General features: G+C 69.9%; 11 protein-coding genes. 3 read left to right on the forward strand and 8 right to left on the reverse strand.

Translation table 11 applies throughout. From position 1 onward, the window contains the following. The 4 genes from VE172_RS05260 to VE172_RS05275 all read right to left on the reverse strand — a co-directional run. Positions 1 to 935, reverse strand: a 935-nt coding sequence (locus VE172_RS05260) for a nucleoside hydrolase (RefSeq protein ID WP_324798165.1), incomplete at its 3' end; no start/stop codon positions are given. A gap of 45 nt (positions 936 to 980) precedes the next feature. Continuing rightward, entirely contained in the window at positions 981 to 1,151 is a 171-nt protein-coding gene (locus VE172_RS05265; RefSeq protein WP_324798168.1) for a hypothetical protein, read from the reverse strand. A gap of 171 nt (positions 1,152 to 1,322) precedes the next feature. Beyond that, positions 1,323 to 3,425 carry a PIG-L family deacetylase gene (locus VE172_RS05270; RefSeq protein WP_324798170.1) on the reverse strand — a complete coding sequence of 701 codons (2,103 nt, stop codon included), beginning with the start codon at positions 3,423 to 3,425 and terminating at the stop codon, positions 1,323 to 1,325. A 143-nt stretch (positions 3,426 to 3,568) separates the two neighbouring features. Beyond that, on the reverse strand, positions 3,569 to 6,787 hold the full coding sequence (locus tag VE172_RS05275; RefSeq protein ID WP_324798173.1) for an efflux RND transporter permease subunit: 3,219 nt from the start codon (positions 6,785 to 6,787) through the stop codon (positions 3,569 to 3,571). A 127-nt stretch (positions 6,788 to 6,914) separates the two neighbouring features. Between VE172_RS05275 and VE172_RS05280 the strand changes: the two genes are divergently transcribed. Both VE172_RS05280 and VE172_RS05285 read left to right on the forward strand, forming a co-directional pair. Further along, complete coding sequence (locus VE172_RS05280; RefSeq protein WP_324798176.1) at positions 6,915 to 7,388, forward strand: MarR family winged helix-turn-helix transcriptional regulator; 474 nt, start codon at positions 6,915 to 6,917, stop codon at positions 7,386 to 7,388. A gap of 11 nt (positions 7,389 to 7,399) precedes the next feature. Then, complete coding sequence (locus VE172_RS05285; protein ID WP_324798179.1) at positions 7,400 to 7,822, forward strand: nuclear transport factor 2 family protein; 423 nt, start codon at positions 7,400 to 7,402, stop codon at positions 7,820 to 7,822. Here the strand turns inward: VE172_RS05285 and VE172_RS05290 are convergent. Next, positions 7,813 to 8,436, reverse strand: coding sequence for a DUF1707 SHOCT-like domain-containing protein (locus VE172_RS05290; RefSeq protein ID WP_324798181.1), 624 nt, complete (start codon positions 8,434 to 8,436; stop codon positions 7,813 to 7,815). The two genes, VE172_RS05285 and VE172_RS05290, sit on opposite strands and share 10 nt — an antisense overlap. Before the next feature lie 42 nt (positions 8,437 to 8,478). After that, a complete protein-coding gene (locus tag VE172_RS05295) occupies positions 8,479 to 11,265 on the reverse strand; it encodes a DEAD/DEAH box helicase (protein ID WP_324798183.1) in 2,787 nt (928 codons plus the stop codon). A gap of 99 nt (positions 11,266 to 11,364) precedes the next feature. Between VE172_RS05295 and VE172_RS05300 the strand changes: the two genes are divergently transcribed. After that, positions 11,365 to 12,111 carry an HAD family hydrolase gene (locus VE172_RS05300; protein ID WP_324798186.1) on the forward strand — a complete coding sequence of 249 codons (747 nt, stop codon included), beginning with the start codon at positions 11,365 to 11,367 and terminating at the stop codon, positions 12,109 to 12,111. Here VE172_RS05300 and VE172_RS05305 read toward each other — a convergent pair. Both VE172_RS05305 and VE172_RS05310 read right to left on the reverse strand, forming a co-directional pair. After that, positions 12,096 to 12,782 (reverse strand): class F sortase, encoded by a 687-nt coding sequence (locus tag VE172_RS05305; protein WP_324798189.1) that lies wholly within the window; start codon positions 12,780 to 12,782, stop codon positions 12,096 to 12,098. The two genes, VE172_RS05300 and VE172_RS05305, sit on opposite strands and share 16 nt — an antisense overlap. Then, entirely contained in the window at positions 12,769 to 13,575 is an 807-nt protein-coding gene (locus VE172_RS05310) for a hypothetical protein (RefSeq protein WP_324798192.1), read from the reverse strand. Before VE172_RS05310 ends, VE172_RS05305 begins: the two co-directional genes overlap by 14 nt. Between the last annotated feature and the right edge of the window lie 245 nt (positions 13,576 to 13,820).

A 13,820-nucleotide genomic window follows, 5' to 3' on the forward strand; every position in this document is an offset into this window, starting at 1 on the left:
TTCCGGTACCGGGAGCCATCGACCGCCACGGCGACCTCGGCGGGCCAGGTTCCCAGCGGGTCGGTCTCCCCCATGGGCCGACCCTGCGGCGAGGTCCGCATGTCCGCCAGGGTCATGCCCCGGGTCGGGCCGGGCGCCAGCGACACGTGAACGTCGGTGCGCCGCGTCTGGAGCCCCGCCGGATCGGCCACCGCGCACACCGCCCCCGCGTCGCCCACGCAGGCCGCGCCCGGGTCGGCGATCCGGCTCTCCTGCCGCCACGAACCCACCCGCCCGTTCAGCAGCCCGGCCGCCAGACGGGACGCCGCGTCGCCTTCGGACAGACGCTTGATCCCGGTGTCGTCCACGGTGACCTGATAGAACACGTCCAGCCCGTACATCGTCAACGCCGCGCCGCTGTCCAGCACGATGCCCGCGGCCTCCGGGTCGTGCCAGATGTTGAACTCGGCGCCGGCGGTGGTGTTGCCCGCCCCGATCGAGCCGCCCATGAACATCACGTGCTTCACCGCCGCGGCGGTCTCGGGATGGGTGCGAAACAGCAGCGCCAGATTCGTCAACGGCGCCAAGGCTATGACGGTCACCTCGCCGGGAGTCTCCATGATGGTGCGCCGCAGCAGCTCGACGGCGTTGCCAGGCACCGCCCTCGTCGAGGGCTCGGGGACCTCGACGCCGCCCAGGCCGCCGGCGCCGTGCACGCCGCGTGCGTCCAGCACGGGGCTCAACAGTGGACGCTCGGCCCCGCGCGCCACGGGCACCTCGGATCGGCCGGCGGTCTCCAACACCGCCAAGGTGTTGCGCACCACCCGATCGACGCCCACGTTGCCGTCCACACAGGTCACCGCCCGTAGCCGCAGGCCCGGGTGACGCGCGGCGAACAACAACGCCAGGGCGTCGTCGACGCCGGTGTCGACGTCCAGAATCACATCGGTGGGCACGGTACGGCTCCTCAAGGCTTGATGCCTCGGACCCGATATATATTGCTAAAAATCGCAGTGTGGAGGCGTCGAATTCGCCGACCTCCACCACAGCATCATGGTCTCGGCCGCCAGCTGAGCGTAGCGTCCCCCGGTTCTGAGCATGGTGGACGCCAGCTTCCCGGCGACGACGGTGCTGGGCTGCGTGCGAGTGCGCGACGAGGTCATGGTGTCCATGCGGTGATGGTGCTCCTGATAGATGTCGACCGTGTTTCACGGAAAGTCAAGCGGCGTGAAATCCCGCGCCAACGCCCGCCGGGTCGCGCGACGACATGATTTCCAAACCATCACGATTGTGCAACATCGTTCCGCCGCGTCACCGCCGCACTACACCGAACGTGGCCCGCGTCATGCCCGCGACGCCGCGCGCGCCGCCTTCCAGGTCCGCGGCAGACCCGTACCGGGCTCGGTCTGCCTGGCCGAATACAACGCGCCGTCGGCGCCGATCACCGTGGCCACCAGGCGATCGCCGTCGTCCACAGTCAACGACGGCGCGTGAACGAAGAACGGACCCCCGTCGCCCCACGACGACTCGAACCTGCCCGAACGACCGTCGATGATGGCCAGACCGATCGTGCCGGACTCGTTGCGGGTCGCCAGCGCCACCCGCCCGTCCCACGCCGGCGGCGCGATCGCCGCCACCGGCCCGAACCCGCCGGTGGTCTGCAACCGCAGCGGCGGCGACTGCCAGTCGGCGTCGTCGGACTCGCGGCGAAACACCAGCAGATGCCTGGTCCTGGCCTCGCGCACCAGCAGCAGGGTCGCGCCGTCGGCCAGCCGCACCAGGGTGGGCGCGCTGGCCACCGCGGCGTCGGGAATCACCGACGACGTCCACTCCCCCTTGGACTGCCGCCAACACACCACCCCGTCAACACCCGAACCGAAGATCTCGGTGTACTCCTTCGTGGACACCCCGCACAGGCCGTCTTGGACGATGGGCCCGTTGACGTGCTCCCAGCGACCCCACTGTCCGTTGGCGCTCAGCCGCCGCAGCGACAGCTGCCGGAAGAAGTTGCGCACCGCCACGATCGCTCCCCCGCCGGGCGAGGGCACCACGGCCGGCACCCCCAGGCCGCGCCAGGCGCGCACGTCCGAGGCCCCGGAGTCCGGGTTACCCAACGACACCGCGGCCCCCAGGCCCCTGGCCGTCACCGAACGCACCACCAGCTGGCGCGTCTCGTCGCGCGGGTCGGGGCCGTAGGACGCCCGCATCGCCAGCGCCAGGGCCTCCCCCGCGCCGGTGCGTCCGATGTGCACCGTGGGCAGGTACCAGCCGCCGGCGTGCGACCGCGTCTTCTTCCAGGCCGAGCCGTCGTGGTTCCAGTGCACCATGCGGCCCCGCTCCACCGACACCGCGAAGATCCCGTCGTCGTCGGCGTGCATCCAGTTGGTGTCGGCGGCGTAGCGATAGTTCGTGCTTCCCACATAGGACGCCACGTGGTCGCGGTGGCGGATCAGGCGCCGGTCGCCGCAGCCCCAGGCCGCCCCGCAGTCGCGGCCGTCCCGCCAGCCGTACGCCTCCAACAGCTTCGTCTTGCCGCGCCGCGCCGAAGCCGACAGGTTGCGCGGCCACCGCCGGTTGTAGTAGCCCCGGTACGCCTCCACCACGCAGGAGTGCTTGGCGTGCCCGTGAAGCACCGACATCGCGAACAGGCCGGCCGCGGTGTGGTCGATGTGGTCGCTGAAGCCGTCCTGGTCGGCGAAGCGCGGATTGGCCGCGTCGTGCACCTGCGGGTCCGGGTCGGGATCCATGGTGCGCACCAGGCTCGGCTTGAAGGCGTCGATGATGTGCGCCAGGGCCCCGGCCAGGCCGGCGCGGGTGAAGCGCGACGGCCTCGAAAGCGGCGAGCCGGTGGGCACCATGGCGTCGTGGCGGGCGTCGGCCCCCGACCACAGGCCCGCCAGGCGGATGCCGTGGGCGCGCGGGTGCCGGGCGCCGTCCTCCCACAGGTTCAGGTAGATCAGGGTGATGTCGGGTTTGCCGTGCAGCGTGGCGATCTCGGCGTGCGCGCCGTGCGGCAGCGCGAGCGCCCGGCGGTGCCACGGCGCGTCCTCCCCCAGCCCCGCCATCAGCGCGTATGCCGAGCGGTGCCCGGTCTGGCGGGCCGCCACGTAGTCGGCGAAGTTGCGTCGCTTGGCGTGTATCCCGTTGTGCCCGTTGGATTCCCCCGCCGTGATGCACACCGTGATCACGGGATGCCCCGCGGCGATGCTGTGTTGGGTGTCGGTGTTGAAGAAGAACAGGTCGTCGTCGGGGTGGGCGATGATCTGCAGGTGCGGGGTGTGCGCCTCGGTGTAGCCGCGGGTGTGGTTGGCGTCGGGGAACAGGATCGGCGCCGCCGTGCCCCCCAGGGTCAACGAACCCGTCATGATCGCCGCGCCCCCGGCGACCGCCCCTCCCAACAGGACCCGCCGCCGCACCTTCACGGGTCTGTCATGTTGTCCAGTCACGACGGAATAGACGCTTCGCGTTCATCTTCCGGTTGCCGGTGTGTCCTCATTGAGACGTGTGACGACCCGCACCGGGTCGCCGCGACGATGCGGCCCGGTCACCAATCGTGACCGGGCCGCATCAACCTACCGCTCCCTTCGGATCAGGAACCCACCGTGGCGGGCTCCCGCTCGGGCTGTGGCGGCGCCGCGGGGGCGGAGTCCCCGCCCGACCGCTTGCGACGGAACCGCTGCTTGATCCGCTCCACCATGGTGTACAGCGCCGGAACCAGCAGCAGGGTCAGGATCGTCGACGACACCAGGCCGCCGATGACCACAATGGCCAGCGACTGGGCGATGAATCCGCCCGAGCCGGTGATGCCCAGCGCCATCGGCACCAGGGCGCAGATGGTCGCCACCGCGGTCATCAGGATCGGCCGCAGCCGGCGGCGCCCGCCCGCGATCACGGCGTCGCGGATCTCCATGCCCTGCGCCCGATACTGGTTGATCAGGTCGATCAGGACGATGGCGTTGGTGACCACGATGCCGATCAGCATCAACAGGCCGATCATGCCCGGCACGCCCAGCGGGACGTCGGTGAGCTTGAGCAGACCGATGGCACCGGTGGCGGCGAACGGGATCGACACCAGCAGGATCAGCGGCTGCACGAAGCTGCGGAACGTCGCCACCATGATCATGAAGACCAGGGCGATGGCGATCAGCATGGCCAGACCGAGGTCGCCGAACGCGTCGGACTGGTCCTGGCTGGCGCCGGCGACGTCGTAGCTGGTGCCCGCGGGCATGTCGATCTTCTTCAGCTTCGACTCCAGCGACGCGGTGACCGCGCCCAGGTCGGTCGCCTCGGCGGTGGCCGACACCGACGCGGTGCGGTCGCCGTCGATGTGGCTGATCTCCACCGGCGCCTTCACCTGTTTGACGTCGGCGACGTCCGACAGCTTCTTCACTCCCGCGGCGGTGGGAATCTCCAGGTCCTTGACGTCGGAGACGTCGCCGGGCTTGGCGTCACCGGCCAGCACGATGTCGCTGTCGCGACCGTCCAGGCTGATGTTGCCCACCGGGGAGCCCTGCACCTGCTGGGCCACGAACTGGCCGATGGCCTGTTCGGTGAGGCCCGCCTGGGCGGCCTTCTTGGCGTCGACGTCGACCTGGAGCCGCGGGGCCGCGTCCTCCAGATTGGACGTGACGTCGCGGACGCCGTCCACGTCGCCCATGGCGTCTTCGATCTTCGACGCCGCCTCCTTCAGCGCGGCCTCGTCGGACCCCTTGACGTCCACCTGGACGGCGCTGCCTCCGGTGGCCTCGCTGGCGCCCTGGGCGCCCACGGTCACCTCGCCGATGCCGCTCTTGTCAGCCAGGGCGTCGCGCAGGTCCTTCTCCACGTCCGGCGTCTTGTCGGCGTCGGCCACGGTGATGCTGTAGGACGCCTTGTTGGTCTTGGCTCCCATGCCGCCGAACATCGGGTTTCCCGAGCCGACGTTGACCTGGTAGCTCTTGATCTTGTCGTCGGCGCGGAAGTCCTTGAGCACCTTCTCGACCTTCTTGGACGCCTTGTTCGTGGTGTCCAGGTCGGTGCCCACCGGCATGGTCTGCGTCATGGACGTGGTGTCCTGACCGGACGAATCCAGGAAGTTCGTCTTCAGGCCCGGCACCAGGGCGATGGTGCCGATGAACACAGCGATTCCCACCACGATGGTGATGAACTTGAACCGGGTGGCGAACTTGAGGATCGGCACGTACATGCGTTGCAGCGGGCTGCGCAGCTCCCTGGCCTCGGCCTTGGCGCGGATCGCCTCGGCCTCGGCCGCCGACACCTTGGGCCGCTTCATGAACCAGTACGCCAGCACCGGGATCACCGTCAACGCCACCAGCAGCGACGCCAGCAGCGCCACGGTCACGGTGATGGCGAACGACGAGAACAGCTGACCGACCAGGCCCGACACGAACGCGATCGGCAGGAACACCGCCACGGTCGTCAGGGTGGAGGCGGTCACCGCGCCCGACACCTCGCGCACGCCATTGAGGACGGCGTCGCGTTTGGCCTCGCCGTACGCCAGATGTCGTTTGATGTTCTCCAGTACGACGATCGAGTCGTCGACGACGCGCCCGATCGAGATGGTCAGCGCTCCCAGGGTCAGCATGTTGAGCGAGTAGTCCCCGGCCCACAGCGCGATGAGCGCGATCACCACCGACAGCGGGATCGACATCGCCGTGACCAGTGTGGACCGCAGCGACAGCAGGAACACCATGATGACGAGGACGGCTCCCAGCAGACCCAGGCCGCCCTCGGTGGTCAGGTCGTTGATGGACTTCTCCACCGACGGCGCCTGGTCGAAGATCACCGACATCTCGGCGTCCGATCCCAGGCGGTCCTTCAGGTCGTCCATCTTGTCGTTGATGTCGTGGGAGATGGCCACCGCGTTGCCGTCGGTGGTCATCGTGACCGACACCCCGAGGCTGCTCTTGCCGTTGGTGCGGGTGATGGAGGTGGCCTTCTCGGGCTCCACCTTCACGTCGGCCACATCGGACAGCTTGACCGCTCCCGCGGCGGCCGCGCCGCCGGCGGCCTTGCCGCCCTGTCCGGCGCCCGCCCCACCGGGCTGTCCGCCACCGGAGCCCGATGACGGCGTCAGGTACATGGCCTTGATGTCGTCGGCGCTGTCCATCTTGTCGCCGACCTGGACGCTCATCGCCTTGCCGTCCTGGCTCAGCGTGCCCGCCGGAACCGCGACCCCGTTGGCCTGCAGCGCGTCCGTGATCGCCGTGGGCGACAGGCCCTTGGCCTTCAGCTTGTCGGAATCGGGGGTGATGGTCACCTGGTCGTCGCGGGCCCCGGTGACCTGGGCGTCGCGCACGTTGGGAATCGACTTCAGCTCGGGCACCACAATGGAGTCCAGCTTGTCGAGGAGCTTGGCGTCGGAGGTGCCGTCCCCGGCCGACACGGCAAGCGCCATCACGGGGATGTCGTCGGTGCCGCCCGACATGACCTTCGGGTCGACGTCCTGCGGCAGGTCATTGATCCCGTCGACGGCCTTTTCGATGTTGTTGACCAGGTCGTCGTTGTCGGTGCCGTAATCGAACGACACCTGCACCTGCGAGACGCCCTCACTGGACGTCGAGGTGATCTTCTCGACCCCGTCGACGCCCTGCAGGCTGCTTTCGACCTTCTTGGTGATCTGTTCCTCCACGATCTGCGGGGAGGCGCCCTGGTAGGTCGAGACCACTGTGGCCATGGGCAGTTCCAGCGACGGGAACAGTTGTTGCTTGAGCATGGGGATCACATAGGCCCCCACCCCACCGAGTACCAGCGCAATCAGAATAATCAGACTGCGATTGGCTAGGCTCAGCCTGGCCAGTCTGGTCATGGGAAAGTCCCCTTAAAGTGAGAGGGTTGACTGGAGTATCAGGCCGAAGATAACATTTCGCGTGATGCGAACTATTCGTGTCTCAGGCTGTTCTCAGCGACCTTCACGCGCACAAGGGAGTGCCGACTTGGCCAAAAGTGAGGAACGCGACAGGCTCATCGACGACATCACGCGCGCCCAAAGGGACATGGCGCGGGTGTTCGCTCAAGATCGATCCCTGCCGATCCTGGCTTCCAATCTGACCATGCAGCAGTTCAAGACCCTGCTCATCCTGTCCATGAGAGACGATCTGTCCGGGCACGACCTCGCCGAGGCCCTGGGCGTGAAGCTCGGCACCGTCACCGGCATCGTCGACCGCCTCGTGGCCCAGGACCTGGTGGAGCGCCACGAGGACCCCGCCGACCGCCGGGTGCGCCGGGTGCGTCTGACATCACACGGCCGCGGCCTGGTCACCGAACTCACCGACACCGGCATGCGCAAGATGCGCGACATCCTGGGCGAGTTCTCCACCGACGCGCTGCGGCAATGCGCCGAGGTGATGGACTCCTTCGGCGACGCCATCGACCGGCTCTACCCGCATCCGTCCGAACCCTCACGCTGAAAGGAAACGCCGTGGCCGATACCCTGCTCAGCCCCCGCGACATGGTCAAGCGAGTGCAACAGTCCTCATTGGGCGACATCGACACCGAGTCCTTCCCGTCCCTGCTGGCCGACGACGCCATTGTGGAATGGCCCTACTTCCCCGGCGGCGGGTCGAAGCGGCTGGAGGGCGCCGCGGCGGTGCGGGAATTCCTGTCCGCCCTGCCCACCTCGGGGCCGCCGGTGCGCTTCGAGTCCATAGGAGACACCATCGTCCACGACACCACCGACCCCGAGGTGGTGATCGCCGAATACGACGTGCACGGCGTGTCCACCGCCAGCGGAGCGGCGCTCACCCAGCGGGTGGTGCTGGTGCTGCGGGTCCGGGGCGGGCGAATCGTGTCGATGCGCGACTACGTCAACCCCCTGGTGCTGATGAACGCGGCTCAGAAGTAGCGGCGACGGCGCTTGTGCTCCTGGACGCGCATCACCTTGACGGTGCCGAAACCGGTGTCCAGGCGCATCCGCACCGTCGGGGCCGGGACGTTGTCGGGCAGGTGGTTCTCCTCCACCATCCGCGAGCCCAGCTCGGTCTGGCCGTCCACGATCACCCTGATGCCCTCGGGCACCCACACCTTGATCGAGCCCAGGCGCACCGAGCACTCCAGCTCCACCTGCGGCGTGGTGATCTCGACGTCGCACAGGTCGAGCTTCACCGTGCCCACCTTGACGGCGATGCTGCTGGACGCCGGCATCCGCCAGCGGCCGCGGCGCTTCACCGCGCCCACGCCCAGCTGCTGGGACGACGACGGGGGCGTCGAACCCAGGTACTCCAAAGTGGAAGACGTGGCCGCGCCGGGCTCGGGCAGGTCCGACAACAGCTTCTCCAGGTCGCCGCGGGTACGGGCGGCGTAGACGGTCTCGGTGCGGTCGCTGAACTCCGACAGGGTCAATCGGCCCTCGGACACGGCGGTGTGCAGCCGCGACACCACCTGCTCACGTTCGGCGTCGGACGCCCGCACGACCGCGGAGGACGCATCGGGCACGCCAGGGGTATCGGCAGAAGTCATGGCTGACAGCCTATCCCCACCACGGCGCCACTGTGGCGTCACCTAGCTGTCGGCCACCACGCCGTGCCGCACCGCCTCGGCCGCCTCCCGGGCGGTGGCCGCCAGACCCGAGGTCGCCCCGGCCGCGCGCCCGATCTGCCCCAGCAGGTCGACGGTCTGGCGGGCCCAGCGCACGAAGTCGCCGGCGGGCATCATGCCGTCCGGGCCGTCCCCGGCCGCCAGCACCTTGCCCAGCGGCTCGCCGCGCGCCCAGCGGTACATCGGCCACACGAAACCCAGGTCGGGCTCGCGGGTCAGATGGAGGCCGCGGGCGCGTTCGTCGGAGGCGATGGACTCGAAGCGGCGCAGCGTCGCCGACACCGCCTGCGACACCGCGCCCTTGGGCAGCGCCGGGGCCACGTCGGAATCGCGGCGCGCCTCGTACAGCACGCAGCTGGCCACCGCCGCCAGCTCCGGCGGCGCCAGCCCGTCCCAGTCGCCGGCGCGCACGCACTCGGCCACCAGCAGGTCGGCCTCCGACCAGATCCGGCCCAGCACCCGGCCGGGCTCGGTGACGGTGCCGTCGGCGATGTAGCCGTAGTCGTCGAGCATGTCGCGCACCCGGTCGAAGGTGCGCGCCAGCGAGCCGGAGCGCCGGTTCACCCGGTCCTGAAGGCGGGCGTGGTCGGCCAGCAGCCGGTGGCGGCGCCCGGCGTTGGCGGCGTGCGCGTTGACCTCCGGGCACGCGTGGCAGGGGTGTTCGCGCAGCCGCAGCCGCATGTCCTCCAGCTCGACGTCCACGTCCGGACCGGAGCGTCCACGTTGGATTCGCGGCTCGCTGACCGCCGCGGCCGCGCGCATCGCCGCCGACAGGTCGCGGCGCGAGGCCGGGTCGCGGTGGTTGAAGTGCTTGGGCACCTTGATGCGCGCCAGCGAATCCACCGCCGCCGGGAACGCCGCGGCGGCCAGGCGCCCGGCCCAGCGGGCCTCGGTGAGCACCAGCGGCCGGGGCTCGCCGTCGCGCCCGCCCCGGGTGAGACCCGGGTCCAGCACCACCGCCAGGCCCGCGCGCCGCCCGGCCGGGATCCGGATCACGTCGCCCACGCGCAGCTTCGTCAGCGCCACCCGGGCGTCGGCCCGCGCCGCGGCCTTGCGCTCCCGCGCCGAGATCTTCTCCCGGTCCGAAATGGCCATGCGCAGCGCGAAGTACTCGCCGAAGTCGCCGCGATCGCAGCTGGCGCCGTCGTCGAACTCCTCGGCGGCGCGGCGCACCGCACGCGCCTGCTCGGCCAGGCCCACCACCTTGCGGTCGGCCTGGAACTGCGCGAAGCTCGACGACAACAGCTCCCGCGACTTGTCGACGCCCAGGCCGCCGATCAGGTTGATGGCCATGTTGTAGGAGGGGGCGAAGCTGGAGTTCAACGGGTAGGTGCGCGTCGAGGCCAGCCCCGCCACGTGCCGCGGGTCCACATCGGGCGTCCAGATGGTGACGGCGTGGCCCTCCACGTCGATGCCGCGCCGCCCGGCCCGGCCCGTCAGCTGGGTGTACTCCCCCGGCGTGAGGTCGACGTGCTCCTCGCCGTTGTACTTCACCAGCCGCTCCAACACGACGGTGCGGGCGGGCATGTTGATTCCCAGCGCCAGGGTCTCGGTGGCGTAGACGACCTTCACGAGGCCGCGGACGAACAGCTCCTCCACCACCTCCTTGAACACCGGCAGCAGGCCCGCGTGGTGGGCGGCGATGCCGCGCCGCAGGCCGTCCAGCCACGGGTAGTACCCCAGGGCGTTCAGGTCGGACGTTCCGATGTGGGCGGTGCGCTCGGACGCCACCCTCGTGATCGCGTCCTCCTCGTCGGAGTCGGTGAGCCGCAGGCCATCCGACAGGCACTGCGACACCGCCGCGTCGCAGGCGGCGCGGCTGAAGATGAACACGATGGCCGGCAGCAGACCCTCGGAGTCGAGTTTGGACACCACGTCGGAGCGAAACGGCGGGCGCCCGCGGCGCGGACGGCCCCGGCGGTCGTAGCCGAGCTTGCGTTCCTGCTGGCGGATGTGCCGCATCAGCGACGGATTCACCCCGGCGCCCTCCTGCTGGCCGTCCTCGGCGTCCTCGCCGCCGGAGGCCTTCACCGCGAACAGGTCGAACATCCGGCGGCCCACCAGGACGTGCTGCCACAGCGGCACCGGGCGGTGCTCGGACACCACGACCTCGGTGTGGCCGCGCAGCGACACCAGCCAGTCGGCGAACTCCTCGGCGTTGGACACCGTGGCGGACAACGAGACCAGGCTCACCGAGGCGGGCAGGTGGATGATGACCTCCTCCCACACCGCGCCCCGGAACCGGTCGGCCAGGTAATGCACCTCGTCCATCACCACGAAACCCAGACCATCCAATGTGGTCGATCCCGCGTAGAGCATGTTGCGCAGCACCTCGGTGGTCATCACGACCACCGGCGCCTCCCCGTTGATCACCGTGTCGCCCGTCAACAGGCCCACCGCGTCGGCGCCGTGCTGATCCACCAGGTCGTGGAACTTCTGATTCGACAGCGCCTTGATCGGGGTGGTGTAGAAGCACTTGCGGCCCGAGGCCAGGGCCAGGTGCACCGCGAACTCCCCCACCACGGTCTTGCCCGAGCCCGTCGGCGCGCACACCAGCACGCCGCTGTCCTTCTCCAGCGCCTGGCAGGCCTTCACCTGGAAGTCGTCCAGACCGAAGGCATAGCGCCCGGCGAAATCCGCCAGCCGGGGAAACTCCGCGCGTTGCCGGGCAGCGAAGTACCGGTGCGAGGGCGAGCCGTCGGCTTCCGCCTCGGGGCCGTGGGTACGCGGTCGCGAGCTGCCTGACGTCATGACCGCAAGGGTAATGCGCACCCCTGATGCCGCACCGGCGCCGTGCGCACGGCGAGCCGCGTTGCCGGGCCGCCGAAGCCGGTGGGTATTGTCCCCAACGTGCGCCCGAACGAACCACATGACACCAGCCCCGAGTCATCCTTTCGGCCCATCACGGCGGTCTTGTGGGACTTCCACGGCACCCTCGCCCAGGTCGAACCGCTGAGCCGCTCGGTGGAGATCGCCGCCGACCAACTCGGCGTCGAGCTTCCGCCCTACCGCGCCACCATCCTCGCCGACGCGCTCGGCGCCCTGGGATGGGTCGGCTCCGGACAACCCGCCAAGGTCACGCCGTCGTTCGCCGCGGCCTGGGCCGACCGCGACCTCACCGAATCTGCCCACCGCGAGGCGTTCATCGGGTTGGCCGACCAGACCTCCGGCGCCTTCGACGGCTTCGCCGAGGCGATGTACGAGCGCCTGATCGCGCCCGACGGCTGGGTGGCGTTTCGCGACACCATCCCGACGCTGCGGGCCCTGCGCGACGCCAAGATCCCCACCGCCCTGATCAGCAACATCGGCTTCGACCTGCGCCCCGTCATCAAGCATCTGGGCTTCGACGACCTCATCGACCACTGGATACTGTCCTACGAGGTGGGATGGTGCAAGCCCGAGCCGGAGATCTTCCGCGAGGCGTGCCTGCGCCTGGAGGTCGAGCCCGAGGACGTCCTGATGGTCGGCGACCAGCCCGCCGACGCCGCGGCCACCGCCCTGGGCATCCGCGCCTACCTGGTGCCGCACGCCGGCCCCGGCGGCGACGTGGGCCTGGACGCCGTGCGGCAGCTGGTCGGCGCTCAACGCGTCGAATAGTCCATGGTGGCGTAGACGACGATGTTGTCGCGGTAGCTGCGGTGCCCGGCATCGAAGCTGCCGCCGCAGGTGATCAGGCGCAGCGCGGCGTACCCGGTGTCGCCGAACACCGCGCCGTACGGGAACCTGCGCTTCGGATACGACTCCACCAGATCCACCAGGAACCGGGCCCGGCTGCCGTCGGCGCGCGACACCTCGATGGCGGCGCCCGGCGCCAACGCGCCCAGCTCGTAGAACACCGCCGCGCCGCTGGCCCGGCTGTCCACGTGGCCCACCAACGCCGCCACACCGGACTCCCCCGGCGAGGGGCCGGAACGAAACCAGCCCGCCAGCTCGGGGCGGCGCAGACTGGGCACGGCGATGGTGCCGTCGCGATGCAGGCCCACGGGGACCACGTCGGCGTGCACCCCGATCGCGGCGATGTCGACCACTGTTGGCGCCGAGCGCCGCAGCGCCTCGGGGGCGTGCTGGCCCGGGGCCAGGGTCGGCACGGGCGGCAGTGACGCCGGGTGGGCCACGGTGTCGGGCCGCGGCGCGTACACCGCCCACGGCGTCAACCCGCCCAGCATCAGCCCACAACCCGCGGCGGCCACCACCGCCAGCAGCACGAGCACGATCACCTGACGCGGAACGCGCTGGCCCGAGGCCGCGGCGAGGCTACGCGGCGACACCGAACCCGTGGCGCTGCATGTAGATCGCGCCACCCAGCGAGGCCGCGGCCAGCATGCCGCCGCCCACCAACACCAGGATGGTTCCGTTGCCGCCCAAGGATCCCCCGTCACCGGCGGTGGTGCCGCCCGTGGAGACCGTGAACGACGCCGTCGGCGGGTTCTCCACGCTCTTGTCGCAGCGCAACACGGCCACGTAGCTGCCCGTCGGGGTCTCGGGGGTGATCGCCAGGGACCCGCTGATCTTTCCCGAGGAGTCGGCGGACAGGCCGTCCTTTTGCGCGTAGGGCTGGCCCGAGCCGTCGGCGTTGCCGTACCAGATGCTGGCGTTGTCCGCGCCCTTGTCGCAGGTGCCCGACACCGTGATGGTGCCGCCCGGGTTGACCGTGGTGGGTGAAACCGTCACCGTCGTGTCGGCGCTCGGGGAGGGGGAGGGTTCGTCCTTCGTGACGGTGAAACTCGCGGTCACGGCGGGCTCAGCGCCGCACTTGATGGAGGCGACGTAGGTTCCCGCCTCGGTGGAGTCGGGAATGGCTATCGTCGCCTGCCAGTTGCCAGACTTCTTGTCGCCCTCGGCGTTTCCACGCTTGCGGTCGCTGCCCTTGAGCACGTACCAAAACTGCGCCTCGGATGTCTCCCCGGCGCAGTTTCCCTTGAACGTTATGGAATTGCCAGCCGCCACCGTGGTTGGCGTGACCGATATTTTGGTCTCGTCCGCCAGCGCCATGCCCGGGGCGGCCAGTATCAGCGCGCCCCCCACCAATGCCGACCCAGCAAAAAATCGCGCGATTCTCATTCCCACACCCCCGATGTCGCATGGGTCGCAACTCGCCCCAGCCATCGTTGCGAAGCTAACATGCGGTAACGGAGACATTACCGCTTTTCGATGGATTCGCCGGGATTCCATGGCGCGGGGGCGATGACGCGATCGGCGGTGTCGCGCCGCGATTCCACTCTTCGGGCGTTGGGGGCGTCGTTGTGGGCGACGCGGCGCCGCGCGGCGGCCTCGCCGCGGCCGTGCGCGGCGTGGCGGCGGATCAG

The sequence above is a fragment of the Stackebrandtia sp. genome, from assembly GCF_035643755.1.
In the GTDB taxonomy this organism is placed as follows: domain Bacteria; phylum Actinomycetota; class Actinomycetes; order Mycobacteriales; family Micromonosporaceae; genus Stackebrandtia.